This is a genomic window from Kitasatospora saccharophila (assembly GCF_039529925.1).
Classification (GTDB): domain Bacteria; phylum Actinomycetota; class Actinomycetes; order Streptomycetales; family Streptomycetaceae; genus Kitasatospora; species Kitasatospora saccharophila.
On sequence record NZ_BAAANS010000067.1, the window covers coordinates 9,193 to 33,422 of the forward strand.

Annotated in this window: 22 protein-coding genes and 2 pseudogenes; 13 read left to right on the forward strand and 11 right to left on the reverse strand. The window is 72.7% G+C overall.

Going from position 1 to position 24,230, the window contains the following annotated elements:
- Positions 1 to 419 precede the first annotated feature (419 nt).
- The 12 genes and pseudogenes from ABD345_RS33515 (at position 420) to ABD345_RS33570 (ending at position 13,485) form a co-directional block, all read left to right on the forward strand.
- Complete coding sequence (locus tag ABD345_RS33515) at positions 420 to 656, forward strand: hypothetical protein (protein ID WP_344557756.1); 237 nt, start codon at positions 420 to 422, stop codon at positions 654 to 656.
- A gap of 232 nt (positions 657 to 888) precedes the next feature.
- Positions 889 to 1,317, forward strand: a complete 429-nt coding sequence (locus tag ABD345_RS33520) for a plasmid mobilization protein (protein WP_344557758.1) — start codon at positions 889 to 891, stop codon at positions 1,315 to 1,317.
- A gap of 5 nt (positions 1,318 to 1,322) precedes the next feature.
- A complete protein-coding gene (locus tag ABD345_RS33525) occupies positions 1,323 to 3,038 on the forward strand; it encodes a relaxase/mobilization nuclease domain-containing protein (protein WP_344557760.1) in 1,716 nt (571 codons plus the stop codon).
- A 113-nt stretch (positions 3,039 to 3,151) separates the two neighbouring features.
- Positions 3,152 to 4,420 carry an ATP-grasp domain-containing protein gene (locus ABD345_RS33530; RefSeq protein WP_344557762.1) on the forward strand — a complete coding sequence of 423 codons (1,269 nt, stop codon included), beginning with the start codon at positions 3,152 to 3,154 and terminating at the stop codon, positions 4,418 to 4,420.
- A 44-nt stretch (positions 4,421 to 4,464) separates the two neighbouring features.
- A complete protein-coding gene (locus tag ABD345_RS33535) occupies positions 4,465 to 5,712 on the forward strand; it encodes an MFS transporter (RefSeq protein WP_344557763.1) in 1,248 nt (415 codons plus the stop codon).
- A 27-nt stretch (positions 5,713 to 5,739) separates the two neighbouring features.
- Positions 5,740 to 6,966 (forward strand): ATP-grasp domain-containing protein, encoded by a 1,227-nt coding sequence (locus ABD345_RS33540; RefSeq protein WP_344557765.1) that lies wholly within the window; start codon positions 5,740 to 5,742, stop codon positions 6,964 to 6,966.
- 215 nt (positions 6,967 to 7,181) lie between these two features.
- Positions 7,182 to 7,550, forward strand: a complete 369-nt coding sequence (locus tag ABD345_RS33545) for a hypothetical protein (protein WP_344557767.1) — start codon at positions 7,182 to 7,184, stop codon at positions 7,548 to 7,550.
- Positions 7,551 to 7,723: 173 nt separating this feature from the next.
- A pseudogene (locus ABD345_RS33550) lies at positions 7,724 to 8,509 on the forward strand (IS30 family transposase); the annotation flags it as partial.
- 684 nt (positions 8,510 to 9,193) lie between these two features.
- On the forward strand, positions 9,194 to 10,996 hold the full coding sequence (gene ltrA / locus ABD345_RS33555) for a group II intron reverse transcriptase/maturase (RefSeq protein ID WP_344557814.1): 1,803 nt from the start codon (positions 9,194 to 9,196) through the stop codon (positions 10,994 to 10,996).
- A 72-nt stretch (positions 10,997 to 11,068) separates the two neighbouring features.
- Positions 11,069 to 11,557 (forward strand): annotated as a pseudogene (locus tag ABD345_RS33560) (IS30 family transposase); the annotation flags it as partial.
- 139 nt (positions 11,558 to 11,696) lie between these two features.
- Positions 11,697 to 12,401, forward strand: coding sequence for a GmrSD restriction endonuclease domain-containing protein (locus ABD345_RS33565; protein WP_344557769.1), 705 nt, complete (start codon positions 11,697 to 11,699; stop codon positions 12,399 to 12,401).
- Between the two features lie 172 nt (positions 12,402 to 12,573).
- Positions 12,574 to 13,485, forward strand: a complete 912-nt coding sequence (locus tag ABD345_RS33570; RefSeq protein ID WP_344557771.1) for a hypothetical protein — start codon at positions 12,574 to 12,576, stop codon at positions 13,483 to 13,485.
- Between the two features lie 100 nt (positions 13,486 to 13,585).
- On the opposite strand, the gene ABD345_RS33575 is transcribed toward ABD345_RS33570, so the two are convergent.
- From ABD345_RS33575 to ABD345_RS33585, 3 genes are all read right to left on the reverse strand, one after another.
- On the reverse strand, positions 13,586 to 13,825 hold the full coding sequence (locus ABD345_RS33575; RefSeq protein WP_344557773.1) for a hypothetical protein: 240 nt from the start codon (positions 13,823 to 13,825) through the stop codon (positions 13,586 to 13,588).
- 278 nt (positions 13,826 to 14,103) lie between these two features.
- Complete coding sequence (locus ABD345_RS33580) at positions 14,104 to 14,487, reverse strand: hypothetical protein (RefSeq protein WP_344557775.1); 384 nt, start codon at positions 14,485 to 14,487, stop codon at positions 14,104 to 14,106.
- A 63-nt stretch (positions 14,488 to 14,550) separates the two neighbouring features.
- The gene (locus ABD345_RS33585; RefSeq protein WP_344557777.1) at positions 14,551 to 14,847 is read right to left on the reverse strand and encodes a hypothetical protein; all 297 of its coding nucleotides are present in this window, start codon (positions 14,845 to 14,847) and stop codon (positions 14,551 to 14,553) included.
- A gap of 264 nt (positions 14,848 to 15,111) precedes the next feature.
- On the opposite strand from ABD345_RS33585, the gene ABD345_RS33590 reads away from it, so the two are divergent.
- The gene (locus tag ABD345_RS33590) at positions 15,112 to 15,453 is read left to right on the forward strand and encodes a hypothetical protein (protein ID WP_344557779.1); all 342 of its coding nucleotides are present in this window, start codon (positions 15,112 to 15,114) and stop codon (positions 15,451 to 15,453) included.
- A gap of 612 nt (positions 15,454 to 16,065) precedes the next feature.
- On the opposite strand, the gene ABD345_RS33595 is transcribed toward ABD345_RS33590, so the two are convergent.
- From ABD345_RS33595 to ABD345_RS33630, 8 genes are all read right to left on the reverse strand, one after another.
- On the reverse strand, positions 16,066 to 17,382 hold the full coding sequence (locus ABD345_RS33595) for a DUF6884 domain-containing protein (RefSeq protein ID WP_344557781.1): 1,317 nt from the start codon (positions 17,380 to 17,382) through the stop codon (positions 16,066 to 16,068).
- A 37-nt stretch (positions 17,383 to 17,419) separates the two neighbouring features.
- Positions 17,420 to 18,220 carry a hypothetical protein gene (locus ABD345_RS33600; protein ID WP_344557783.1) on the reverse strand — a complete coding sequence of 267 codons (801 nt, stop codon included), beginning with the start codon at positions 18,218 to 18,220 and terminating at the stop codon, positions 17,420 to 17,422.
- 90 nt (positions 18,221 to 18,310) lie between these two features.
- Positions 18,311 to 19,819, reverse strand: a complete 1,509-nt coding sequence (locus ABD345_RS33605; RefSeq protein WP_344557785.1) for a DUF317 domain-containing protein — start codon at positions 19,817 to 19,819, stop codon at positions 18,311 to 18,313.
- Positions 19,816 to 20,838: a hypothetical protein gene (locus ABD345_RS33610; RefSeq protein ID WP_344557787.1), complete on the reverse strand. Its 1,023-nt coding sequence runs from the start codon at positions 20,836 to 20,838 to the stop codon at positions 19,816 to 19,818. Before ABD345_RS33610 ends, ABD345_RS33605 begins: the two co-directional genes overlap by 4 nt.
- Positions 20,835 to 21,266, reverse strand: coding sequence for a DUF317 domain-containing protein (locus tag ABD345_RS33615; RefSeq protein WP_344557789.1), 432 nt, complete (start codon positions 21,264 to 21,266; stop codon positions 20,835 to 20,837). The genes ABD345_RS33610 and ABD345_RS33615 overlap by 4 nt, the downstream gene beginning before the upstream one ends.
- 402 nt (positions 21,267 to 21,668) lie before the next feature.
- Complete coding sequence (locus ABD345_RS33620) at positions 21,669 to 22,346, reverse strand: hypothetical protein (RefSeq protein WP_344557791.1); 678 nt, start codon at positions 22,344 to 22,346, stop codon at positions 21,669 to 21,671.
- A gap of 250 nt (positions 22,347 to 22,596) precedes the next feature.
- Positions 22,597 to 23,250 (reverse strand): hypothetical protein, encoded by a 654-nt coding sequence (locus tag ABD345_RS33625; RefSeq protein WP_344557793.1) that lies wholly within the window; start codon positions 23,248 to 23,250, stop codon positions 22,597 to 22,599.
- Positions 23,251 to 23,275: 25 nt separating this feature from the next.
- Complete coding sequence (locus tag ABD345_RS33630; protein WP_344557795.1) at positions 23,276 to 24,211, reverse strand: DUF4259 domain-containing protein; 936 nt, start codon at positions 24,209 to 24,211, stop codon at positions 23,276 to 23,278.
- Between the last annotated feature and the right edge of the window lie 19 nt (positions 24,212 to 24,230).

Below are 24,230 nucleotides of genomic sequence, written 5' to 3' on the forward strand. Positions count from 1 at the left end.
CCGGACGGACCGGACCGAGCAGACCGAGCGGACCAAGCGGACCGGACGGACCGGACGGACCGAGCGGACACCCCGGACGGACCGGACCGAGCAGACCGAGCGGACCAAGCGGACCGGACGGACCGGACGGACCGAGCGGACACCCCGGACGGACCGGACCGAGCAGACCGGACGGACTCCCTGAAGAAGCTGGTAGCGGATCCTGTGCTGCTGGACATAGGCCGCGAGGCCACCAGAGCTGCCGGGCGAACTTCCCGGACCGTCGTGCGCACGGCCATCCGGAAGGCCGGCCACCGGGCGTCGAACGAGGCGCTCGGGGCGGTCCTGGAAGCCCTGCGGAAAGACAAACCGCCCCCAACACGCCATCGCTAGCACCGTCTTACCTTTCCCCTTCACCTGACCTACCGCCAGGAGCACTAATGAGCACCGCCGTCATCGCCGACCGCGACATCGTCAGCGACTTCGTGACCGTCCTCGTCACCCACCGCCACCTGCACACGGCCGAGCAGCTCGGGGGCGGCCGGTGGAGGGTCCGCCGCACCGGCTCCGAGCGCCCCGAGTTGCTCACCGCGGACCAGGTGGAGGAGCTGGTCATGGACCACGTGATCAGCGCGTTCGCCGCCCGTGGTCTGGCCGACGCGGGCGCCGACTTCTAGCCGGCCGCGAGCAGCCCGAACCGCCGCCAACCCGCTTCCCTGGCAAGCGAGTTGCCACCTACGGCGGAGCGAGCTATCTGCTTGGACCGCCCTATCGGACGGTCCAAGCGCTCGCCCCGGCCAGGGGGCCGGAGATGGTCCGGATTCGGGCCGAGCGGGGGCGCTCGACCCGGATCCGGACTGCCGGAGCCAGGGGGGCTCCGGCAGAGGAACCGACAGGAAGAACAAGCCGATGAACGCCGCCGACGACGCCGACGACGAGAGCGTCGTGCGCCGACCGCGCCGCCGCCACCACGAACCCACCCAGCGCCAGCGCCGTCTCACCGCCCGATTCAGTCCCGACGAAGAAGCCGAGATCAAGCGCGCCGCCAGCGCCCGCGCGCTGACGACCGCCCGCTTCATCGCCACCAGTGCTCTCAACGCCGCCCGCAACCTCACCACCAACGAAGACCCCGAAGACCGCCGCGACCGCGCCCTCGACGAGCTCGCCGCCGCCCGACACCAGGCCGCCCGCTGCGGCAACAACCTGAACCAGATCGCCCGCGAGTTGAACTCCGGCGGGCTGCCGAGCCCGGCCGACCTGGTCTCAGCCCTGGCCGCCGTCCGCGCCGCGATCACGGCCATCGACACCGCCTCGGCGAAGATCGTGAAGGAGAAGTAGACGCCGTGGTGCCGAACGTGACCCGGGGCTCGCGGACGTACGGCCTGCTCGCCTACCTCTACGGTCCTGGCCGACGCGACGAACACACCGACCCCCACCTGGTGGCGTCCTGGGACGGCTTCGCCCCGGACCCCGGCCGCGACCCGGCCGCCAACCTCAAGCAGCTCCAGACCGTTCTGGACATGCGTGTCGACCAGCGCGGCAAGCGCCGCGCGCTGAAGAAACACGTCTGGCACTGCTCCCTGCGGCTCTCCCCCGAGGACCGCGACCTCAGCCCCGAGGAATGGGCGGACGCCGCACGGCGGGTCGTCGCCGCCGCCGGCATCGCTCCCGAGGGCGACCCAGACGGCTGCCGCTGGGTGGCGGTGCGCCACGCCCAGGACCACATCCACATCGCGGCCACCATCGTCCGCGGCGACCTGCGCAAGGCCGACATCGAGAACGACTACCGCAGGGCACAGGCGGAGTGCCGGAAGATCGAGAAGGAGTGGGGACTGCGCCGACTCAACCCGGGCGACGGCACGAAGGCGAAGGAGCCGACCAACCGGGAGAAGCACAAGGCCACCCGGCTGGGCAGCCAGGACACCAGTCGGCAGCTGCTGCGCGACGCGGTCCGCCAGGCCCTGGCCGGCGCGAACACCGAGGAGGAGTTCTTCGCCCGCCTGGAGACGGCGGGGGTCCTCGTCAACCGCAAGATCGGGCCGTCCGGCGACACCCTCGGCTACAGCGTGGCCGTCGTCGGCGAGCGCGACGCCGCAGGCAAGCCGGTGTTCTTCGGCGGGTACCGGCTGGCACCGGACCTGACGCTGCCGAAGATCCGGGCGCGCTTCGCCGCGCCGGGCGCTGGGGCCGACGAGGAGCGGCAGTCCCCGGCGGGCGAGCGAGCGAGCGAGCGCCGCTCCGCCCCGGCCCGGGCCCGCTACGAGGCGTCCGCCGCCGTCGACACCGTGCTCGACATCCTGGACGGCGAGGACGACCAGGCCGCCGCCGCGGTCATCGCCGATACGGGCGAAGTGCTGGACGCGCTCGCCGGCACGGCGATGCCTGCCCAGAGGGCCGAACTCCTCGCGGCGGCCAGGGCGTACGAACGGGCGTCGCGCTCGCACATCCGGGCCGCCCGCGACGCGAACTTCGGGATGCGTTCGGCGGCCCGGCAGATCCTGGCCGGCGGCTACACCACCAACCGGGCGCCGGACGCCGCTGCGGCGGCCACCTTGCTGGCCGCGCTGCTGCTGCTGGTGATCGCCAGCAGCCGCTGGCACGCCGAACACGGCCACCGCCAGCAGGCCGCCGCCGCCCGTGCCAGCGCCGAACACCTGCGCGCCGCCTACCGCCAGGCCGCCGCCCGGCCGATGGCCGCTCTCGCGCAGCGCGGCCGGCAGCTGCCTCCGGCGGTGCGCGGGCGCCAGGAACAGGCCCTGCGCCGGGTGGCCCCCGGCGAGGCCGGTCGGCTGCTGGCCGAGCCGGAGTTCGACGCGCTCGCCGCTGCCCTGGCCGAGGCCGAGGCGGCCGGCCACGATCCGCAGGCGCTGCTGGAACGCGCCCGGGCCTGGCGGGAGCTGGGCACTGCGGACTCCGTGACCGCGGTGCTGACCTGGCGGGTGCGGCACCTGGCCCAGCTCCCCGTCCCCGCCCGCCGACAGCCGCCCGCCCCTGCCGGCACCTCCGACGCGGCTGCCGCCGCCGGCACCCGCCCGGCCGACTCGTTCCGCCGCCGCTGACCCGGCCGCCGACGGACGCCACCTGGGCTCCGTCGGCGGCCGCACCACCCCTCACCGACCACGGCCGACCCGGCCTTTCCCCAACACCCCTTCCACGCACTGGAGTCGCCCCGATGCGCATCCTCGTCCTGTCCACCGGCAATCCCGTCCTGGAGAACGCCTTGGCCGCCGACGGCCACACCGTCTTTCTGCTCCAGCCCGTCGGCACCGGCAACGCCGACGACCCCCACCGGTACACCGTCGCCCACTGGGACGACCTCGACGCGCTCGCCGAGATGGAGCCGTGGCTGCCGCACCTCGACGCCGTCGCCACGATCGACGAGCAGGCGATCGTCGCCGCCGCCTACCTGCGCGAGCTGCGCGGCCTGCCCGGGCTGAGCCTGGAGGCCGCCGTCCGCTACACCGACAAGGCCGTGATGAAGACCGCGCTGGCCGCCGCCGACCTCCAGGTCGCGCCGCACCGAGTCGTCCGCCGGGCCGAGGAGATCCCGGCGTTCGCCGAGGAGTTCGGGTGGCCCGTCGTGGTCAAGCCCCGCGCGGGCCTCGCCTCGGTGAACACCCTCGTGGTCCGCGGCGAGCAGCACCTGCAGGAGCTGCTCGACCGGGGTGCGTTCGACGCCCGGGCCGTCGACCCGACCGGGCGGTTCACGGCCGGCCACGTCCTGGACTCCCTCCACGGGGCCGAGGACGGGTTCCTTGTCGAGAAGTACCTCGACCTGGCCGACGAGCACTTCGTCGACCTGTACGTCTACCGGGGCGACGTCCTCCTCGCGGTCCCCGGCCGCTACAACGCCCCGCTGCTGACCACCCTCGACGGCGCCTCCCGCTCCTACGACACGGTGCTGCGCCCGGACCTGCCGGTACCCCGGCACCTGGTCCAGCTCGCCCGCCGCGCCGCCGCCGCGCTGGGCCAGCAGACCGGCGTGGTGCACTGCGAGATCCTGGAGACCAGCGACTACCCCTTCTACTTCATCGGCGAGGTCGCGGCCCGGCCCGGCGGCGGCGCGATCACCGAACTCGCCTCCCGCATGTACGGCTTCGACCTGCCGCAGACCCTCCCCGCTCTGGCCGCCGACCGGTTCCCGGCCCTCTCCACCAGCCCGCGCTTCATGGCGCTCACCGCCGCGATGATCACCGCGCCGCCCGGCAGGGTCGTCCACGTCGCCGACCGCGCCACCATCGAGGCCCTGCCCGGCGTGCTGGACGCCGACATCCGCCTGAGCGCCGGCGAGGCGGTGCCCGAGGGCATCGGCACCATGACCACCGCCGGCCGGATCCTCTACGGCAGCTGCGACAACGACGTCCTCGACCAGGAGGTCGCCGACCTGTACGACGCCCTCGACCTGCGCGTCGAGGAGCAGCCCGCCGCCGACCGCACCTGACCGCGCCCTCTCCCCCACCCGTTCTTCCCCTGGAGCCTGCCCCCTTGTCGAACGCCGCCGCCGACCACCTCCCGGCGACAGCTCCCCAGCCTGCCCCCGCCGCCCGCTTTCCCTTCGCCTTCTGGGTGCTGGTGGCAGGCTTCGGCGTCAGCCGCATCGGCGCCGTCCTCGTCCCCTACCTCACCTTGTACTTGGTCACCCGCCTGCACCTGTCGATCGCAGCGGCCGGGCAGGTGCTGGCCGTCTTCGGCGTCGGCTGGGTGCTGGGCCAGCCGCTGGCCGGCGCGGCCGCCGACCGCGTCGGCCGCAAGGCCACCATCATCGGCGGCCTCACCGCCACCGCCGCCGCGTACGCACTGCTCGCCCGCGCCACCACCGTCCCCGAACTGATAGCCCTGGCGGCGGTGATCGGGCTGGTCTTCGACGCGCCGCGCACCGCCATCGGCGCGTGGATCGCCGACCTCGTCCCCACCGAGCGGCGCGCCCGAGGCTACGGCGTCCAGTACTGGGCGCTGAACGTCGGCGGCGCGCTGTCCGGGGTCGTCGGCGGCTACCTCGCCTCCTCCCACCTCACCTGGCTGTGCCTGGTCGACGCCGCCACCTGCGTCGCCTTCGCCCTCGCCGTCCTCCCGCTGCCCGGCGGCCACCGGCCCGCCGACCGAGGCGGCAGCGAACCCGTCGAACGCCACCAGGCGCTGCGCGATCGGCGCCTGCTCGCCTTCACCGCGCTCTCCCTCGGCGTCCTGACGGTCTACCAGCAGATGGTCTACGGCGTACCGCTGGCCATCCACGCCGACGGCCTGTCCGCCGGCGTCTACGGCGCGGTCAACGTCGCCAACGCGCTCGCCGTCCTGGCCCTGCAGCCGCTGCTGCAGCCGTGGATGGACCGCACCGCGCCGCTGCGCGTGTGCGCCGCGGGCGCGGCCGCCATCGGGCTCGGCATGGGCGCGAACGCCTTCACGCACAGCACGGCCGGGTACGTCGCAGCCGCCGTGGTGTGGACGGTCGGAGAGATCGCGTTCTGCGTCGGAGCCGCGGCCTACGTCTCGGCACTCGCCCCCGCCGGTGCCCGGGGCCGCTACCTCGGCATCTGGGGCTCGGCGTTCGGCGGCTCCGCGCTCCTGGCCCCCTGCTGGGCGCCGCAGCCCTCGCGTATGGCCCCGGCTGGCTCTGGGCCGGCAGCACGCTGCTCGCCGCGCTGTGCACCGCCGCCCTCACCCGGCAGGCCAACCGCCTTCCGGCGCACCGGTCCTGACCCCGGATCCGGATTCGCCGCACCCCCACAACCCTGAACTCGCGCTGTTCCCCGAAAGGACTGCATGCCCCGCCCCGACACCGACCGCGTGCTGATCGTGATCGCCATCGGCAACCCCGACTATCGGGCCTACTGCCTGGAGAGCGTCGCCCGCCGCCACTCCGTCGCCCTGATCGACGCCGTCGCGCCGACCTGGCAGCTGCCGCACCTGCGCGACCACGAGGTCGCCGACCCCCAGGACCTGGACGCCCTGCGCGCCGCCGTCGCTCGCCTCGCCGCCCGGCACGAGATCGCAGGCGTCCTGACCTGGGACGAGTACTGCCTGGTGCCCGCCGCGACGATCGCCGCCGACCTTCACCTGCCCGGCCCGGGCGCCGCCACCGCCGCCGCCTGCCGCGACAAGAGCGCCGGGCGCGCCGTCTGGGCCGCCGACGGCGTGCCCTCCGCCCTGTCGATCCACACCGCCTCCCTCGCCGGGGCCACCGCCGCCGCCCGCCGCATCGGCTTCCCCGTCGTCCTCAAGCCGACCTCCAACGCGGGCAGCATCGGCGTCGTCAAGGCCGAGGGCTTCGAGGACCTCGCCGCCGCCTTCGCCTGCGCCGAGCGGGCAGCGCAGGACGACGGGGTCCTGGTGGAGGAGTACCTGTCCGGCCCGGAGATCAGCGTCGAGTGCGTCACCGTCCACGGCATCACCACTCCCGTCGCCGTCACCCGCAAGCGCCTGGGCCCGGAGCCGCGGTTCGACGAGATGGGACACACCGTCACCGCCGAGGACCCGCTGCTCGACCAGGCCGGTCCGATCGCCGCCGCCGCCCTCGCCTCCCTCGGTGTCACCCGCGGCATCAGCCACGTCGAGATGCGCCTGACCCCCACCGGGCCCCGGCTGATCGAGGCCAACGGACGCATCGGCGGCGACCTCATCGGCCACCTGGTCACCCTCGCCACCGGCATCGACCTGCCCGCCGTCGCCGCCGACCTCGCCCTCGGCCGCCCCGTCGACCTCACCGCCACCCGCCGCGCCGCCGCCGGCGTCCGCTTCGTCTCCCCCGCCATCTCCGGCACCGTCCTGCGCGCCCAGGCCCGCCCCGAACTCGGCAACCCCGCCTGGCTGGAGCGCCTTCGCTGGGAGCGCGAAGCCGGCCAGCAGATCCTGCTGCCCACCGACGGCGGCACCCTGCACACCGCCCGCCTCGCCCACCTCGTCGCCACCGGCGCCACCGCGGCCGAAGTCGACGAACGCCTCGACCACGCCGCCGCACTCCTCGACATCCGGCTGGCCCCGACCGGCTGACACCGGGGCGGCGGGCCCGACGCACTGCTCACGCCGGGCCCGCCGCCCCGCCACCCTCCCACCGACGGCCTCACGGCCGTCAACTCCCCTCCCCGGCACGGCCGGAGGCACCGCATGGAGTGACGCACCCCACACCAGCAGATTCGGACATTACGGAACTAACTGTCCCCCCGGAGCATTTACCCTCTCGCACGACACCACGCGAGAGGGGCTCCTTGACTACTCCCGACGGCCGCGACCCCCACACCCCCCGATACACCAACTACCGCTTCGGCCAGAGCCCCGAGCCCGCGCCGGAGCCACCCGCCGTCCTGGCCATCCCCCACCCCGCCCCGCTCACCCCTCGCGGCATCCTCATCACCTGCCCGTCGTGCGGTGCCGAGCGCGACTGGCTCCTGATCCAGGTCGGCCCCCAGGTCTTCGTCCGCTGCCGCTGCACCATGGAGTGGCTGGAGCACGACCTCGACGCCGAGGAGGCCGCCCAGGCGCGCCAGCCCGGCCCCGAGACCGAGTGGGCCAGTATGGAGGAGATGTACCGCGGCCTCGGCTTCGATGGCATCCTCGCCCACGCCTATTTCGGGTAGGAACCCGGGCAGCACCTCCCCCGCCAGCAGCTCGCCGACAACCGGCGGGCTTGTCCTCGTTCCACCGGCAAGGCGTAGAGCACCACCGCCCCCGAGGGCGACAAATACGTAGGGCCCGCACCGCGTTCCCTGGGTTCTAGGAGTCGTCGCAACACCCCAGCTCAGGGAATGCGATGGACTTCAAGATTCGAGACAGCCGGAAGCCGCAAGGGCGTCGGCAGTTGACCGCCGAGCGGCAGGCATACTCCCTGCTCGTGAAACAGGGGATGAGCAACGCCGAAGCCTGTCGGATCGTCGGGGTCAGCGGACGGACCGGCCGACGATGGCTTCACGGGCGCGGCGCTTCGGGCAGACAGAAGGCGGTGGCACCGCTCACGGCGGTGGCACCGCCTTCCGGCACGTCCAGGTACCTCGGTGAGGACGAGCGCATCCACATCGCCGACCGGCTGCGCGAGAAGGCCACAGTCCGGGCCATCGCGGCGGAGCTGGGCCGTAGCCCCTCCACGGTCAGCCGGGAGATCCGCCGCAACCGCACGGTCCTGCACGACTACGGCCGTTGGTACTACCGCCCGCACGCCGCCCAGGCCCGCGCCGACTCCGGCCGGTCTCGTCCGAAGCCCCGGAAGATCCTCTCGAACCCGGAACTGCGCAACGCCGTCCAGGGGATGCTGGAGGAGCGGTGGAGCCCGGAGCAGATATGCCAGGCCCTGCGGACCAGGTTCCCCGGTCGGCCGGAGATGCACGTCGTGCCCGAGACCGTCTACCGAACCCTCTACGCGCAGGACGGCGGCCGGCTCCGGCGCGAGGTGGCCGCCGTCCTGCGCTCCGGCCGAGCGCGCCGCAGGCCCCAGCGCCAGGCCAACCGCCGCCGGTCGCGCTTCTCCTCGCCGATGCTCATGATCGGCCAGCGGCCCGCCGAAGCCGTCGATCGAGCGGTTCCCGGCCACTGGGAGGGCGACCGTGCGACACGAAGTTGCACGAGTTTGAGTGGGCTGACCGGATGGAGAGGCGGCTGACGTTGGGGCCGTAGGTGCAGTCACGGGTCCGTGTCCGTATGACCCGTCCCCGCCCTTGACGTGCGATGCCGGTAACGGCGTGGTGCGGAGCTCAGGGGAAAGCCCAAGGACTCCCGTTCCATCCGGGAGTTACCGGCAAGGGGAAGACCGGACGGGTGAACGCAAGTGAACTCCCGATGATGCCTCGTGATCCCAAGCCCCGTCGATGGAAAGCTCCAGCGGGGTGCATGGCTGGCCGCTGAGAAGCGGCAGGCGCTGGCCGGTAGAGGTCACTCCGGCCAGGTGGACACCGCCGCCTCGGGGTAAAGGGAGCACCCACCCCGGTCGTATCTCACTCGTGTGGAACGTGGAAACCCCGTTGGGGTCCGGGCCTCTGCGGCCCGGTCGGCCGACCGTGAGGAAGGCTCAACTCCCCAGCGGGAACAGGACGGCCCAAGAAGCCAACGCCGGAAGCCGAAAGGAAACGGGAACCCGGGGCAGCATGATCGGCCTCTCCGCCGGTCGCCCTGCACAACCGTCCGGATACGGGCGCTCTGCCCGGACCCGAAAGGGTGCTGACGTGGGCCGGGTGAGCCTGTGAGGACTCACTGGACAAGGACGACGGAACCGAGGGACAAGTTGGACACCATGACGGATGCGGCCGGAGCGGCCTCGGCTGTCCCGGCCGCCGCCGCGACGGTGAACGGACCCGAGGGCGAATACCTGGACTGGGCGTCGATCGACTGGCGCCGGGCCGAGGAGGACGTACGGCGTCTGCGGCAGAGGATCTTCACGGCATCGCAGGCAGGGGACCTCAAGAAGGTCCGCAACTTGCAGAAGCTGATGCTCCGGTCCCGGTCGAACACGCTCCTGAGCGTGCGGCGGGTCACGGAGATCAACGCAGGACGCGCGACGGCGGGAGTCGACGGGAAGGTGGTGCTGCTTCTCCAGTCCAAGGCCGCGCTGGCCCACTGGGTCCAGCACCAGGCCCGACCGTGGACTCCCAAGCCCGTCAAGCGGGTGTTCATCCCCAAGCCGGGGACTACGAAGAAGCGCGGCCTCGGAATTCCCGTGATCGTCGACCGGTGCTTGCAGGCTGTGGCACTGGGCGCACTGGAACCCGAGTGGGAAGCGCGGTTCGAGCCGAAGTCGTACGGCTTCCGGCCCGGCCGCGGCTGTCACGACGCGATCGGGGCCATCTACTCCACGCTCAACGGGAAGAACCCGCAGCGTGTATGGGTGCTCGACGCGGACCTGACGGCGGCGTTCGACCGCATCGACCACGACCGGCTCATGGCCGCGCTCGGCACTTTCCCCGCCCGGGGACTGGTCTGGCAGTGGCTGAAGGCCGGGGTGGTGGACCGGGGTCGGTTCGCCCCGACCGAGGAGGGAACTCCGCAGGGCGGGGTGATCAGCCCGTTGCTCTTCAACGTGGCCCTGCACGGGATGGAGGAAGCCGCAGGGGTCCGCTACTTCACTGCCGGCCGAGACGCCGGAAGTGCCCAGAGCGGCAGCCCCGTGCTGGTGCGGTACGCAGACGACTTCGTCGCGATGTGCACCAGTCGCGAGCAGGCCGATCAGGTCAAGCAACGGCTGGCTGCATGGCTGACGCCCAGGGGGCTCGCCTTCCACGAGGACAAGACACGGATCGTCCACGCGGAGGTCGGGTTCGACTTCCTGGGGTTCAACGTCCGCCGGTATCACGGCAAGCTGCTGATCAAGCCGAGCACAGCGGCACAACGACGGATCCGGGAACGGCTGCACGCCGAGATGCTGGCCCTGCGAGGGGCCAACGCTGCGGCCGTGCTCAAGAAGATCAACCCCATCGTGCGGGGATGGTCGGCCTACTACCGGACGGTGGTGTCCAGCGAGGTCTTCACGGCGCTGGACAACTACGTGTGGACGCTCGCCTACAAGTGGGCCAAGCACAGCCACCCGAACAAGCCGAAGCACTGGGTCTCCAGCAAGTACTTCGGCAGGTTCAACAAGGCCAGGAAGGACCGGTGGGTGTTCGGGGACCGCGACAGCGGTGCCTACCTGCTCAAGTTCTCCTGGACGAAGATCGTCCGGCACCAGTTGGTCAAGGGGAGGGCGTCTCCGGACGACCCGGCCCTGGAGTCGTACTGGGCCGAGCGGCGTCGCAAGGGACCACCTCCGCCAGTCGATGGCACGACCGTGCGCCTGCTCCAGGCCCAGCGCGGTCGCTGCCCGGTCTGCGGGGGACTTCTGCTGCACGCCGACCACCCGCCGCGAAGCCCCCAGGAATGGGAGACATGGCGGGCCGTCATCAGGAAGGCGATCTCCAAGCAGTACGTCGCCTTCCTCGGCGGGGGCACGCCGGGCGACCAACGAATCCGTCTGCTCCACACCCACTGTCAACGGCGGAGCGGAGCCGCCGAGATGACACATCCAGCAACTTCGCCTGTCCGCGAGCCCTCGGGGCTTGCTTGAGCCGTGTGCGATGAAAGTCGCATGCACGGTTCTGAGGGGGCGGGGACGCAGCAATGCGTCCCCGCTACCCGACTGATCCTCGGCAAGGACCAGAAGTCCGCGATCGGCACGCTGGTCGAGCGGGCGTCGCGCTTCGTGGTGCTGCTGCACCTGCCCAGCGGCCACGGCGCCGAGGCCGTCCGAGACGCCCTGGTCACGGCGATCGGTGGACTTCCCGCTGGGGTGAGACGTTCGCTGAACTGGGACCAGGGCAGCGAGATGGGCCGCCACGCGGAGTTCACCCTGGCCACCGGCGTCCCGGTCTACTTCTGCGATCCGGCCAGCCCCTGGCAGCGCGGTTCGAACGAGAACGCCAACGGCCTGCTGCGGCAGTACTTCCCCAAGAGCACCGACCTGTCCGTCCATTCCCCCGAACGCCTCGCCGCCGTCGCCGACCAGCTCAACCGCCGCCCGCGCAAGACGCTCGGCTGGGAGTCCCCGGACGAGCGCCTGGCCGGACTCCTCACGGCCGGGGTTCCACATCGGCTCCCTCGTGAAGCGGTGACGACACGCGGTCACTGACCGGGTTGCCTGCTTTCGGGTCCGCGCCGCCGGCCGGAACGCCTGTGTGGGGGGCGGCGCTGGTCAACGCGGAGGGCGGCCCGCCGACCATCGGGTGACAGAGCACCATCTGCCGTGTGCGAACCGGTAGCTGTACGGCATGATCACTTCCTTCCGGTGGCGCCGTCGCGGCGCCACCGCTCTCGCCGCTCTCGCCCTCGCCCTGGTCCCCGCCGCGGCCCCGGCCTCGGCTGCTCCGACCCCGGCTGCGGTGCCGGCCGCCGCCACGGCCGCAGCCGGGTTCTCGCACCGGGAGCTTCCGGAGCCGCCGCCGGCCGGGCAGGTCCGCGCCGAGCTCGACCAACTGGTCGTGGAGGCCCCGCACAGCATGGACGGCTACTCGCGGGCGAAGTTTCCGCACTGGGCGATCCAGTGGGGCACGTGCGACACCCGCGAGGTCGTCCTCGCGCGTGACGGCGCGGGCGTGGTGCAGGACGGGCAGTGCCGGGCGGTCGCCGGGGAGTGGGTGAGCGTCTACGACGACAAGGTGCTGGACGCGGCGTCGAAGGTCGACATCGACCACATGGTGCCGCTCGCGGCGGCCTGGCGATCCGGTGCGGACGGGTGGGACACGGCGAAGCGCAAGGCGTTCGCCAACGACTTGCAGCACTCCCAGCTGGTGGCGGTCTCGGCGGCGAGCAACCGGAGCAAGGCGGACAAGTCGCCGGACGCGTGGCGGCCGCCGGCCCTCGGGTACTGGTGCACGTACGCGCGGGCGTGGACGGACATCAAGCACGTCTACGGCCTGTCCGTGACCGGGCCGGAGAAGGCCGCGCTGAACGAGATGCTCGACACCTGCGCGTAGCCGAGCCGGGTCCGGCCGTGGCGGCAGCGGGCGGGTTCGTGCTCGTCCGGATGGCGGGCGGCGGTGGCGGACTCCCACTAGGGTGCGGACGATGGTGGTGGCCTGGCGGTCCGTCAGCCCGCCGTGACGCGCGGGCACCCCGGGCCGCCTGTCGACTTCCGTGGGAGTGAGCGTGCCGACGACCCTGCCGCCCCGACTGCTGGTCCTGCCGCTGTCCGCCGCCCTCGCGCTCGCCGCCCCGGCCGGGGCGGGGGCCGCGGACACCGACCCGGTGGTGGTGGCCAACGGCACCTTCTCCTCCCCGACCGTCCCGGCCGGGCAGGACTGGGCAAGCGGCCCGGCCGAGGGCTGGAGCGGGGTGGCGGCCATCGCCTCGCCCACCCGCTCCGGTCACCCCGGTGGCCTGCAGGCCACCGCCCTCGCCCCGCTCGGCTCCGAACCCCTGGCCACCCGCGTGCGGGGCGTGGCGGCGGGTGCGACGGTCACCCTCAGCTGGGACGACAACCCCGACGCCTGCATCAGCTACGGCGGTGGCCGCCCCTACACCGTCACCGTCGCCGGGCAGAACAACCCGGCGGGGAGCTTCACCACCAAGGACGCCACCGGCAAGGCCAACTGGTTCACCGGCCGCACCTACTCCTTCACCGCCGCCGAGGACACCCCCCAGATCACCTTCACCTTCACCACCCCGCCCGTCAGCCCCGGCTGCCGCCCCATGATCACCAACGTCCAGGCCAAGCAGACCCCGCCGCCCGCCAAACCCCCCACCCCCGGCTCCACCGACCCCTGCGCGGGCGAGGGCGCGAGCACCCCGGCCTGCACCACCGACGCCGGGAACAAGGAGAAAATCAAAAACTGCCCGGCCACCGACCGCACCTGCCTGGACGGCGTCGCCGGCAAGGGCGAGAAGGAGAACGCCGGCATCAAGGAGCAGACCCAGGCCCTGAACACCTTCACCAACACCCCCCGCGAACAGGACCCCAACACCGCCGTCGCCGACCTGTGCAAGGTCTCCGGCGCCCTGACCGGCAACCTCGAACCCGGCGACACCGTCATCGCCCCCGGCACCTGGTGGTACTGCTGACCGGAGCCGGAAGGAGCTGCCGGGTTCCGCCGCGCTCCGACCGCCGGGCCGATGGCCGGGCCCCGTCCCCGCACCAGCCGGTGCGGGGACGGGGGCGGGTTCAGCGGCCGGAGTGGTCGATGACGTTGCCGTTGCTGCAGTTGTTCACGTGGTCGCCGACCCAGTCACCGAGCACGGGGACGACCGCGACCTCGGCCAGGCAGACCGCGGCGGCGGTGAAGTTCCAGTTGTTCGCGGCGTTCACGCCGCCGCCGAAGTTGCTGTCGTTGTCCGCCTGAGCGGGAGCCGTCAGCGCCAGCAGGGACAGGGAGAGCGCACCGAGCGCGATGATCTTCTTCATGCCCAGACGAACGATCCTCCCCACCAGCCGGTCACCGCGGTCATACGAACGGCGCACACCGCCCGCCAGCCCGACAAGCCAGGCCCTGGCGGCGGCTCCCACCTCTTCCATATGCCGCCAACAACGCCAGACGCTCGACTGGGAAACCCAGCCGAGCGTCTGACTAAACTCGTTCCGACCTTCACCGCCGACCACGTGTTGCAACGACCGCTAGAAACCGCCTTCGCGGTGCGGGCCCTACGTATTTCAGCGCTCCCGCCACAGGCGGGCAGAGCAGGTCAGCGGACGGTGTAGCGGGCGATGCCGTTGACGGTGTCCGCCTTCACGACCTGGCCCCGGCGCACCAGGCGCAGCAGGCTCAGGTGCACCGGGCCGGGCCGGCGGCCGAGGTGGCGGGCGAGGTTGGCGGCGCTGCTGGGGGTGCGGGCCTGGCGCAGGCGGCGCAGGACCTCGGTGTCGGTGAACCGGTCCCAGACGGTGGCGGCGTCCCAGAGGTGGAAGGCGGCCAGGCCCATGATGATCAGGTGCCAGGCGACAGCGGGGTCGTGGTCGAGGGCGTCGTGGACGGCGAGGGCGGCGCAGGTCACCGCCATAGAAGCGCTCGCGGCGCCCCAGAGCAGGACAGCGGCCTTGCGGGTGCGGACGGACATCTTCGGCTTCACGGCTTCTCCAGATCGGCGGAGCGGAGTGGGTCGGACGGGCCGGGGCGACGGGGCGCCCGTCGGCTACTCGAAGGAGCGGCGCTGCGGCGGCACCTGCACGGCCGGAGCGGCCAGCACGGTGTTCTGGAGCCGGTGCAGCTTGATCTGGAGGGTGACCTGCTGACCGCAGGTCAGGACGAGGGCGGCGCACAGGAGCAGCTGGTGCAGGAGCAGGCAGACAGCGGCGGTGGAGGCGGTGGCGACGGTTCCGACGATGGCGATGTAGTGGAGCGAGGCGAAGAGGCTGACGATCTTGGAGGGCGGGGCGGCGGGGGTGGAGGTGATGGGGCGTCCCTTCCTGTCGGGCGGGGGAGCGTCCATGTTTGCTCTGGTCAGGCCGCCTCGCGTAGCGGGTTGCGTCTGCCGGAGGCGAACACCGCGCCGGTGTTCCGTGGTGCTCGACGCGGTCAGGTTCCCGTGTGTCCTGTCTCGATGAACATGGCGGTGTCTCGGTGAGCCTGGCCGGTGGCGAACCACTCTGTCCGGCGTCACTGCACCTGCGGTTCGCCACCGAGCTTTGACGACCACTAGTTTCCTGCCACCGGAGTTTGATCGGTGGGATCCGGCGAGGAGAGGAGACGCACCATGAGAGCGGTAGACGATGACGAGGCCGCCGCGACCCTGACTTACCTCGCTGTGATTCAGATTCGCGCTATGGCCCGGCGGCGGCAACCCTTCCATCCGTGGATGGGCGATGACTATGTCGTCTGCATCGGGTGGCTCGCCGACCTGGTGCACAACCTGGCAGGACCCCGTGGGCGAACGAGGAGGCTCAGCCGGAAACGGCGCCGCTGTATGGAACACACCTGGGCGGTGGCCGGAGAGACCGGCCGGAGGTGGATCACCGACAGTTTGGAGGCGGAAGGACTCATGTGGAAACCGCCGTCCGACACGTTCCTCCCAGATGAGCGCGACAACCGCGCGTGAGAGCCTCGCGCCGCCCCCGGAGGTGTGGTCAAACAGGTCCGACTAACGAGTGGGCGGCACCGATGGCGCCGGCTAAGAAGTGCCATGATCCCTGAGCTTGGCATCCCTGATCCGTCTCACCAAACCTGGCAATCTGCAGCTCGACATAGTCGCGTCCGCCATGATCAGTGAGACCGGACACCGTGGACCGGTTCGGCCCCGGGGCGGGTCGCTTCCGTCATGGCCGGGGCCGAAGCGGGCATGCTGGTGCGGTGAACCGTCGCGGACCCCGTAGGAGCCGACGCCGCGCCCGTGCGGCGGGGCTCGGTATCAGCCTGTACGAACTTGAGCAGTACGCCGTCGGCCGCGGCGGTGCGGATGCTGAGGATCCTGTGGTTCCCCACGCCCGTTCAGCCGAGTCGTCGGAGCAACTGCGGTGCTGCACGGCGACGGTGACCCGACGGGTGGCGCTGGGCGGCACGGTGATGGTCACCAGCGTCCACGAGGCGCACTGCGGGGTGTGGGGGGCGGCAGTGAGCTGAGGGCGGCGCGCAGGCCGTGGGGGTGTCGGAGCGCGCCGCCCGTCCGCCCGTCCAACGAGGCCCGCGGGTGCCTGGTTACGCCGGGGAGTGTTCAGCGCGTTCGTGCGGGTGGGGCGGCCTGCCCGGGGACGGTGGCCGGGCGTCCGAGGCCGGTGCCACGTAGGGCGGCTTGCTGGGTGCGGATGAAATCGGCCTGCGTCCACCAGGAGGTGCGCAGTTGGCGGCCTTCGTCGGTGTCGGCCCGGGCCTGCTTGAGCAGTCGCAGTTGCTCGCCGATGCCGCGGGTGCCGGCGAGCGGCATCGCGCGGTGCGGGACGGCGAAGGCGAGGGCGTGGGCGTACTTGGCTCCGCCGAGGAAGACGACGTCGGCGTGCTGGAGGTCGAACGCGGCTGCCTGGTGGTGTAGTTGCTCGCCGAGGACGGCGTTCGCGTCGGTGATGCGGACGTCGTAGGGGGCCAGGAGGCGGTCGGTGGTCACCAGCCCGGCCTGGGCCGAGAGGATGTAGACGCTGCCCCAGTCGCCGGTGAGGGTGTCGGCGGTGCGGCGCAGGGCCTTGTGGTAGCTGCCGGTGTAGAGGTCTCCGGCGGGCACGGTGGTGGCCCCGGGCGCGGGGGTGGCCTTGCGGGATCCGCAGGTTACGACGACCGCGCGACGTCGGGGGGCGGGTGCGCCCTGGTCCTGTGCGTACTGGCGGCCGGCTTCGGTGAGGTGGATGGCGGCCGCGAACCGGTGGTCGCGGGTCACCGGGTAGCCGTCGGGCAGTGGCCGGACCCAGGCCATGCCCCGGTCGATCAGGTAGTCGACCGTGCGCTGGCGCAGGTCCTGGTCGAGGAGGTGGTCGGGCTGGACTGCGGCGGAGAGGACGGCTTCGTGCGCGATGTCGGGCATCCGGTCGGCGGCGGCGCGCACGAGCTGGGGCCCGTCCAGTCGGGGGGACCTGGCCAGGGCGGGCTTCGGCGCGTTCGCCGCGGCGCGCGGGTGGGCCTCCAGGACGACGGGGACGAGTTCGGCCCAGCTGGCCGTCTCGTGCCAGATCTCGGCCGCGACGTACTCCCGCAGCGGGTGGTCGCCCTCGTGCGGGGAGTCGATCATCCGCTGGAGGGTGCGGTAGGCGCTGGAGAAGGTCTGCACCAGGGTGCGGTGTGCGTGGTTGACGTGGGGGGTGTTCTGGCGGAGGAGGTCCTTGGTGAGGAGCAGGAAGGGGATGCCGTGTTCCAGGACGGCCTGGAAGTGGTGCCAGGCCGTGAGGTCGCGGGCGACGATGCCGCTCTCCCAGCCGTCGGTGTCCACGACCTGGCCGTCCTCGTCGCAGTAGGAGTCGTTGACCGCGTCCCAGTCGGCTATGGCCTGCTGGATGCCGCGGGCGGCGGTGGAGACGGCTTCGAGGGGGTCGGTGGGCTTGGTCATGGGTTCCGTTCGCAGGGGTTGGTGTCTGTGTGCGGCTCTACCGGCCGGCGGTGTGCGCGGGGGCGACGGCGGTAGGGGCGGGCGGCGGGGTGGAGGAGATGGGGGCGGGGGCGGGGGCGGAGGTGCTGCTCCTGCTGCGGGCCGCCTGCGCCGCGGGCGAGAGGTTCTCCTCGCTCTGCTCGGTGAGGGGGCGGACGGTGATGTGCCGACGGCTGTAGGTGAGCGACCGGACGTAGTCGGCGGGGCGCAGCAGGGGCTCGTCGCTAGCGAGTTCGCGGGCGAGGGCGGCGAGGACGCGGGAGGGGGTGCCGGCGCTGATCTTGGCGTCCCAGTAGCTGTTGGGGCCGTAGGAGGAGACGGTCGCGGCGGGTTTGCCGCGCAGTTCGTGCAGGTAGGAGGGGGCGCTGGCCGCGGCGTTGGCGTAGCCGTCGGGAGGCCGGAAGCTCACAGATCCGCGCGGGTCGACGTCGTCCCTCCAGTCGGCGCGGGCCAACGGGATCAGGCCGAGGGCGACCAGGCCGCGGGCGTAGGGTTCGCGCGCGTCGGGCTGGGTCTCCTCCAGGATGGTCTCCGCCTCGGTGACGGTAGCGGCCAGCAGTTCGGTGGGGATGGCCGTGCCGACGGTGATGCTCCAGGCGACCTGGGCGCCCCGGTGCTGGGCACCCCACACCGTCCACTCGGAGAAGGAGCCTCGTGGCAGGTGGACGCCGAGCCGGCCGCAGGGCCGGATGAGCCGGTCTTCGCGGGGCCGCTGCCAGCCGCGGTCGGTGAGGAAGTCGGCGAGGAGGTCGTCGGCACCCGGGGGCGGGCCGATGAAGTGGCGGGGGCCGACGGCCACCGCGGAGGACTTGAACCAGTCCTGGTGCTCGATCAGGTCTCGGAAGTCGGTGGGCAGGGAAGTCTCCGGTGGTGGGCGGGGAAGGGGCGGTCATCGGGTGCGGGCGGCGCGGCGGGCCGACAGGTCGGTCGGGCCCGGTGACCGTTGGGGGCTGGTCGGGGCCGTGTGGGCCGGCGGGGCGGCGTGCAGGCTGCGGACGCGCGAGGCGGCGGCGGTCGGGGACAGCTCCGGGGAAGCGGCTGCGAAGCGTACGGAGGTGAGGAGTTGCTTCGGGATCCGGCCGCTGTCGCGCGGGAGCGGGTCCGGGTCGGCGACCGCCGCGGCCAGGGCGCGGACGAGGTGCGTCGGGGTGCGGCCCGACAGGTCGGCGTGCCAGCGCCCGGGGGCACCGGTGGCCGCGAAGTCCGCGCCCCATCGCAGGGAGCTGGCGAGGGCTTCGGCGGTCGTGGTCCGCGGGAAGTCCTTGGCCCTGCCGTGCGGGATGCTGGCGCTCGCGTAGCCGCCGGGCGCGACCAGGCGCAGGCAGGTGGTGTCGGAGTACGCGCTCCATCCGGCCGAGAGGAGCGGCTCGACGGCCTCGCCGAGCGTCATGTCCGCATCCTGGATGAACGTGGCCTCGGTGCCGAGGTCAAGGTCGGCGGCCACCGAGTCGGTCAGGAAGTCCAGCCAGGCGTCGGTGATCTCGCCAGGCGTGTTCGGGGTGAAGGACGCCCGCCACTCGGCGTTGAAATCGAGGGGGTGCGGTCTCACCCACGCCAGCAGGCCGTCCTCCGGTTTTCCCTCCACACGTACCCGTCCGCAAGAACTGACCACCTTGCCGGGCCCGGTGGCGCGCCACAGGGCGGACGGGGAGGGCGGCTGCGGCCTTCGTGCTCCCGGGCCGGCCAGGTAGCGGGGGGATACCAGGACGCGGGGCCCCGGCAGGGGCGGGAGCGGTTCGACGGACATCCGCTCCCGGTGGGCGGCGGGCACCTGGTCCGCCGAGCGCACCGCCGGGCGCAGCAGGGCGGCTGCGGCGCTGTGTAGCAGGAAGCCCGGGGCGTGCGGGCTGAAGGTCACCTTCCAAGTACCGCTGGCGGCGGCGCTGGTGAGCACCGTGGGGGCGCCCTCGTCGTGCAGGGAGCGGGTGAGGGCCGCCAGGCGGTCGGGGGCGAGCAGGACGTCGTGGCCGTCGCGCTGCCCAAGCGCCCACCCGCCCTCTCGCAGCACCGCGAGGGCGCCCTCCCAGCCGGGTGCCGGGTGGAAGGCTTGCCCGGGAGAGTGTTCCAGCCGGTGCGCGAGGGCGGACAGGACGGTGGCGGGGATCTCGCCCGGGGTGGCGTCGTCGAAGTCGACCGACCAGGGCTCGCGTGTCCACATCGGGTTCGAGAAGGCGACTTCCCAGCCCGGGGAGTCGCCGAAGAAGTCGAAGCGACGGCCCAGCCACGCCATCTGCTGGGGGCTACGGAGTATCGGGTCGGCGTGGGGGGTGCTGTGCAGCCGCCAGCCGAAGTGGTCGGCGAGGGCGGCGATCATGTCATCGGTGCCGGAGCCGGGGCCGGCGAGGTGGAGCGGTCGGACGAGCAGATCGGGGTCGATGGGCAGGACGGGTTCCTTCACAGGGTCGGTCGGGTCGGCAGGTGGGCGGTCGGCAGGGCGGGGACGGACGGCGACGCTGCGGTGGTGGAACGGATCGCTGCCGGCGGGTGAGCGGAGCGGATACGCGCGGCACCGGGCCGCTGGGCGGGCTGCGGGGCGAGGAGGCTGGCGGCGCGCTGGAACACCGCGCGCTGCTGCTGTTCCGGCCAGGACTCCAGTTGCTCCAGGTGTCCGGGCAGTGCCGGGTCCAGGAGGGAGTGCACGCGCAGGCCGGCGGCGTCCAGCACCGCGGTGAGGGCGGCGGCCTCGATGACCGGTGCGAGGTCCGCGTCGAGGTCGTCGCGGTCGCAGATGTACTCGCCGCCGCCCGCCAGGACGTCCGAGGCGCCCGTCAGCTCCTCGTCGAAGCGCACTTCGGCGGCGAGCAACAGAGCACGAACGGCCTCGCGCAGTACCTGGCCGTCGCACGGATCGCTCTGCCAGCGGCTGCCGTCCGTGACGCACGCGGGCGCGCCCTCGGGAGCAGGGTCGGTTTCGTCGGCAGCGGTGCCGGTGGCCGTCTCCGCCCCGTGGGGTGTGCTCGGGCCGATCTCCCGCGCCAGTACGGCGCGCAGGGCCTCGTTGTAGCGAGGCAGCAGCCGGGTGCGGACGGCGGAGGCGGCGTGGGCGGGATCGGCTCCGACGGTGATGCCGTGCGGGCTGAGGCTCTCGAACTCGTAGGCGGTGCCGAGCGCCGCCGGCAGCAGGGGTGCGATGGCGTACTGGCCGGTGTGCGGGTGCGGGCGGGGCAGGACGAGCAGCGCCCGCAGTCCGCCGTCCGTGATGATTCCCGCGCGCTGGTAGGCGAATTCGCCGAGGATCCAGGCGGTGACCGCGTTGTCCCACAGTTGCTCGTGCAGGTCGGAGCGGGCGGTGCCGGTGCTGATGTCGATGGTGCTGGCGGACCAGGTGCCGGGCAGGCGGGCGGCCGCGGTCTGGCTGAACTGGTCCAGCGCGCGGATCTGCTCGTCGGGGCCGGGGGTGGAAGCGGGGCCGGTCATCGTCGACGACCTCCTGCAGCCGGTGCGGGTGCCGCCGGGGAGGGCTGGCTCGCCGGCCTCGGGTTCAGGCGGACGGGGCGGGAGTAGGAGAGTGCCGCCGGGATCCGGTCTGTGGGCAGTCCGGCCGCGGTGGGTGTGGTGAGATGGGTGAGGTGCGCGGCGGGGAGGCTGTCCGCGCGCCGCTCGACGGCCCGGTCGCTGACGGTCGCTTCCAGTGCCGCGCGGACCACGGAGGACGGTACGTAGTGGCCGAACGTCGCCTTCCAGCCGGCGTCGCTGCTGGCGTTGACGGTGATGCTCCACTGGACGTCGCAGTCACGGCGGTCGAAGTGCACGGTGCCGTGCAGATCGGGCGACCCCCAGGTCCCGCCGAGGCCATCGTGGCGGTACTCGTCGCGGTTCCACGGGCTGCTCTCCAAGAGGAGCACGAGGTCCTTGAGGGCGACGGGGCGGGCGGGCGGGATGGGGGCGGTGGCCAGCAGTCCGTGGGCGGTGGCCAGCGCGGCGGCAGCGACGACCTCTGCGGGTGTGCCCCTGGAGAACTGGCAGCCGTGGCGCGTGGTGCGGCTGACACCGCCCAGGCGCCATCCGAGGCCGTCGGCGTACTGCTCGAAGGAGAACGTACGGCACGGAGAGCGCAGGCGAAGCCGGGTGCTGGTCGGGTCCTGGGCCCATCCGTAGCGGGTGAGCGGTGCGGTGGCGGTGGCGATGTCGCCGGGGCCGGCAAGGTAAAGCGGTTGGACGTGGAGGGAGGTGGTGATGGTCGGGGTTTCCTCTTCGGTGGGCCGCGGTGGATGGGCGCGCTCGGTCAGTGCGGCGGGTGAAAACGGTCAGCGGCTCGGCGGCCGTCCGTTGCCCGGCGGCGGGGCAGCGGGCGGCGGGGTGCTGACGACACGGGCCCAGCCAGCGGCCGCGGCGGAGCTACCGAGCAGGGCCGCCGCTGCGCGGGCGCTGGGCGAAAGGGCGGGCGGCGGGAGCGGCGAGTCGAGGTCGTCGGTCCACGCCCGGGCGTCCTCGACGCTGACGAAGTGGCCCTCTCGCAGGGTGTGGGTGTCGTTGTCGATCTGCCGCCGGTCGTGGAAGACGCGCACCGGCCGGGCGGGGTCGGCGGCCAGGGTGTCGGTGGCGATGACCCAGGTGTCGTACGGCGCGGTGTCGAAGCTGTAGTCGTCGTGGACGGTGAACCGGCCGCTCCCCCCGGAAGCCCGCAGCAGCGCTTCGATGCGCTCGGTCTCCCGGTCGGCCGGTCCGATCGGTCCCTGGCGGGTGAAGGCCGTCTGGTCGGCGCCGCGCCGGACCAGCCAGCCTTCGCCCATGGCGACCAGGGGGTGCCAGGCGTACTCCATCTCGAACATGCCCGCCGCGCGGTCGCGCTGGACGCGGACAGCGACCATCGCGGGCAGGCCCGGCACGTCGTCGTGCATGTGCGCGGTGTTGTAGAGGACGTAGAAGGAGGCGTGGCGGTCGCCGTCGGCGCGGTGCTGCTCGGACATCGAGGCGAGGTCCATGACGCCGAGGTGGAGGTCGGCATCGGCGCTGGCGGCACCGGCCGGTTCGAGGTCGTCGACGCGGAAGTCGAAGACGGCGGAGACGTAGGAGGGGTCGATGGGCGGGGCTCCGGTCGAGTGGGAGGTCGGGGCGGGAGTCCGGCGGCTCTCGGCGCTATCAGGTCAACGCGCGGGGCGCAGCGGCGCTCGGCTATCGCCCTGAGGCGACCGGATGGCGTGTGGCCTGGATGCGGACGATGACGGCCGGGTGTCAGCGTCGGCGCGGGCGGGGCTCCAAAGTGGGGCCTTCGGGCTCGGTGCTCGCCGCCGGCGCGCCGGGGGCCACGTTCCTCGACCGGCCGCGGGAGGTGGCGGCGCCTGCCCGGCCCTCCAGCGGAAAGTGGCAACGGTGCCAGTCGTCGAGACGCTCGTAGAGCACGGCGAGGCGGTCGACGGCCTCCCGGTCGAGCGTCGGCGCGGCATCCGGCCCCAGGCCAGCGAGAGCCGTCTCCGGCTCGGAACCGGCGGTGGGTGCGCCTCCCGTCCGGTGGACGGTGTCGATGACGGCGGGATCGGCGGCCACGGTCAGGACTTGCTCGACCGTCAGCTCGATGTCCTGGTCGGCGAATTCCATACGCAGTGCTTGAGCTGTTCGAATGCTCTCCACGAAAACTGCCCACAGGTCTTGGCCGGCCTGGGTGCTGCGCTGTGTGCGGATGTCGGTGCCGGCGTCGGGGTCGAACAGCCCGCCCTCCTGCAGGCGCTGCAGGTGCGCCCGGACGACTTCCTCGTCTGTGGACGCGCTGGGCGGCGCGTCCTGGAGACGGGTCTTCGCCGGCGTCTCGTAGTAGCGGGCGGTGAGGATGACGCGGACGGTGCCGACCGGAGACAGGAGGTCCAGGGCCTTGCGGGTGTGCGGGGTCATGGGGGCGATGAGGGGGTCCTTTCGTTCAGCGGTGTCGGTCGGCGGCGGGCAGGGGGGCGGGCAGTGCGGCCTGCGCTGCGGGGCTGGACTCGGGGCGGGAGAAGGTGTGGGTGGAGGCTCTCGCGGCTGCCGCCCGGTTGGCGGCGGGTACCGGGGCGGACAGCTCGCGGTACAGACCGATCAGGTCCTGCAGGTGCTGTCGTCGCTCGGCCCGCTGGGCCATGGCCGCTGGGAGCGCGGCGGGGACGGCGAAGGTGGGCACGTCGCGCGGATGGAACTCCCGGTCGGAGTCCGCGGCGGCGTCCTGGAGCCGCTGCCGGAGGTCGCCGAGGGCCTGCATCGTGTGCTCCACCGCCGTCTGGACGCTCTCGTGCGCCGAGTCCAACCGGAGCGCGGCCCGGCTGATCTGCCGGACCAGCGAGCCCAACGGCCCGCTGCTGCCCGCGCCGGGCAGGGCGCGGATCCGGTCGACACCGAGCGCCTGGTGGACGGTGAGGGTGCCGACCTCGGTGGGCAGCGGCGGCGCAGGCGTGTAGGCGACCGTGTACGGGGTGTCCGGGTCGAGGACTCTTCGCAGGTCCTCGACCCCCTCCAGCCACTGCTCGCCCATCCCTCGGTTGCCGGTCCGGCACCAGAGCTCCATGTCGTCCTGCACGCCGGCCAGCACCTTGTCGAGGGCGGTGGCGGCCAGCGGGCGCAGGTACGCCGGAAGTTGCGGGATCTTCACCCGGGGCCAGTACGGGGCGTTGCCGGACGGGCCGCCGGGGCACTGCGCAGCGACCAGGGCTGCGGCGGCGATGGCTTCGTTGCGCAGGTAGTAGTCGGGTTCGGGCGCGGCATTGAAGCGGTTCAGGCGCTCTTCGACAACGGCGCCTCGGCGATCCGATCGGGCGTTGCCGATGTCGTCGGCGAACTCTCCGGCGTGGTCGTTGTCGAAAGGGCCGATATCCCAGGTTCCCAAGTGCGTTGTCTCCTGGTCG

Bases quoted from the DNA above. Each gene is read 5' to 3' on its own strand.
- ABD345_RS33515 (WP_344557756.1), top strand. From the start codon at position 420: ATGAGCACCGCCGTCATCGCCGACCGCGACATCGTCAGCGACTTCGTG.
- ABD345_RS33520 (WP_344557758.1), top strand. From the start codon at position 889: ATGAACGCCGCCGACGACGCCGACGACGAGAGCGTCGTGCGCCGACCG.
- ABD345_RS33530 (WP_344557762.1), top strand. From the start codon at position 3,152: ATGCGCATCCTCGTCCTGTCCACCGGCAATCCCGTCCTGGAGAACGCC.
- ABD345_RS33540 (WP_344557765.1), top strand. From the start codon at position 5,740: ATGCCCCGCCCCGACACCGACCGCGTGCTGATCGTGATCGCCATCGGC.
- ltrA (WP_344557814.1), top strand. From the start codon at position 9,194: ATGACGGATGCGGCCGGAGCGGCCTCGGCTGTCCCGGCCGCCGCCGCG.
- ABD345_RS33565 (WP_344557769.1), top strand. From the start codon at position 11,697: ATGATCACTTCCTTCCGGTGGCGCCGTCGCGGCGCCACCGCTCTCGCC.
- ABD345_RS33575 (WP_344557773.1), bottom strand. From the start codon at position 13,825: ATGAAGAAGATCATCGCGCTCGGTGCGCTCTCCCTGTCCCTGCTGGCG.
- ABD345_RS33585 (WP_344557777.1), bottom strand. From the start codon at position 14,847: ATGGACGCTCCCCCGCCCGACAGGAAGGGACGCCCCATCACCTCCACC.
- ABD345_RS33590 (WP_344557779.1), top strand. From the start codon at position 15,112: ATGAGAGCGGTAGACGATGACGAGGCCGCCGCGACCCTGACTTACCTC.
- ABD345_RS33595 (WP_344557781.1), bottom strand. From the start codon at position 17,382: ATGACCAAGCCCACCGACCCCCTCGAAGCCGTCTCCACCGCCGCCCGC.
- ABD345_RS33610 (WP_344557787.1), bottom strand. From the start codon at position 20,838: ATGACCGGCCCCGCTTCCACCCCCGGCCCCGACGAGCAGATCCGCGCG.
- ABD345_RS33620 (WP_344557791.1), bottom strand. From the start codon at position 22,346: ATGGACCTCGCCTCGATGTCCGAGCAGCACCGCGCCGACGGCGACCGC.
- ABD345_RS33625 (WP_344557793.1), bottom strand. From the start codon at position 23,250: ATGACCCCGCACACCCGCAAGGCCCTGGACCTCCTGTCTCCGGTCGGC.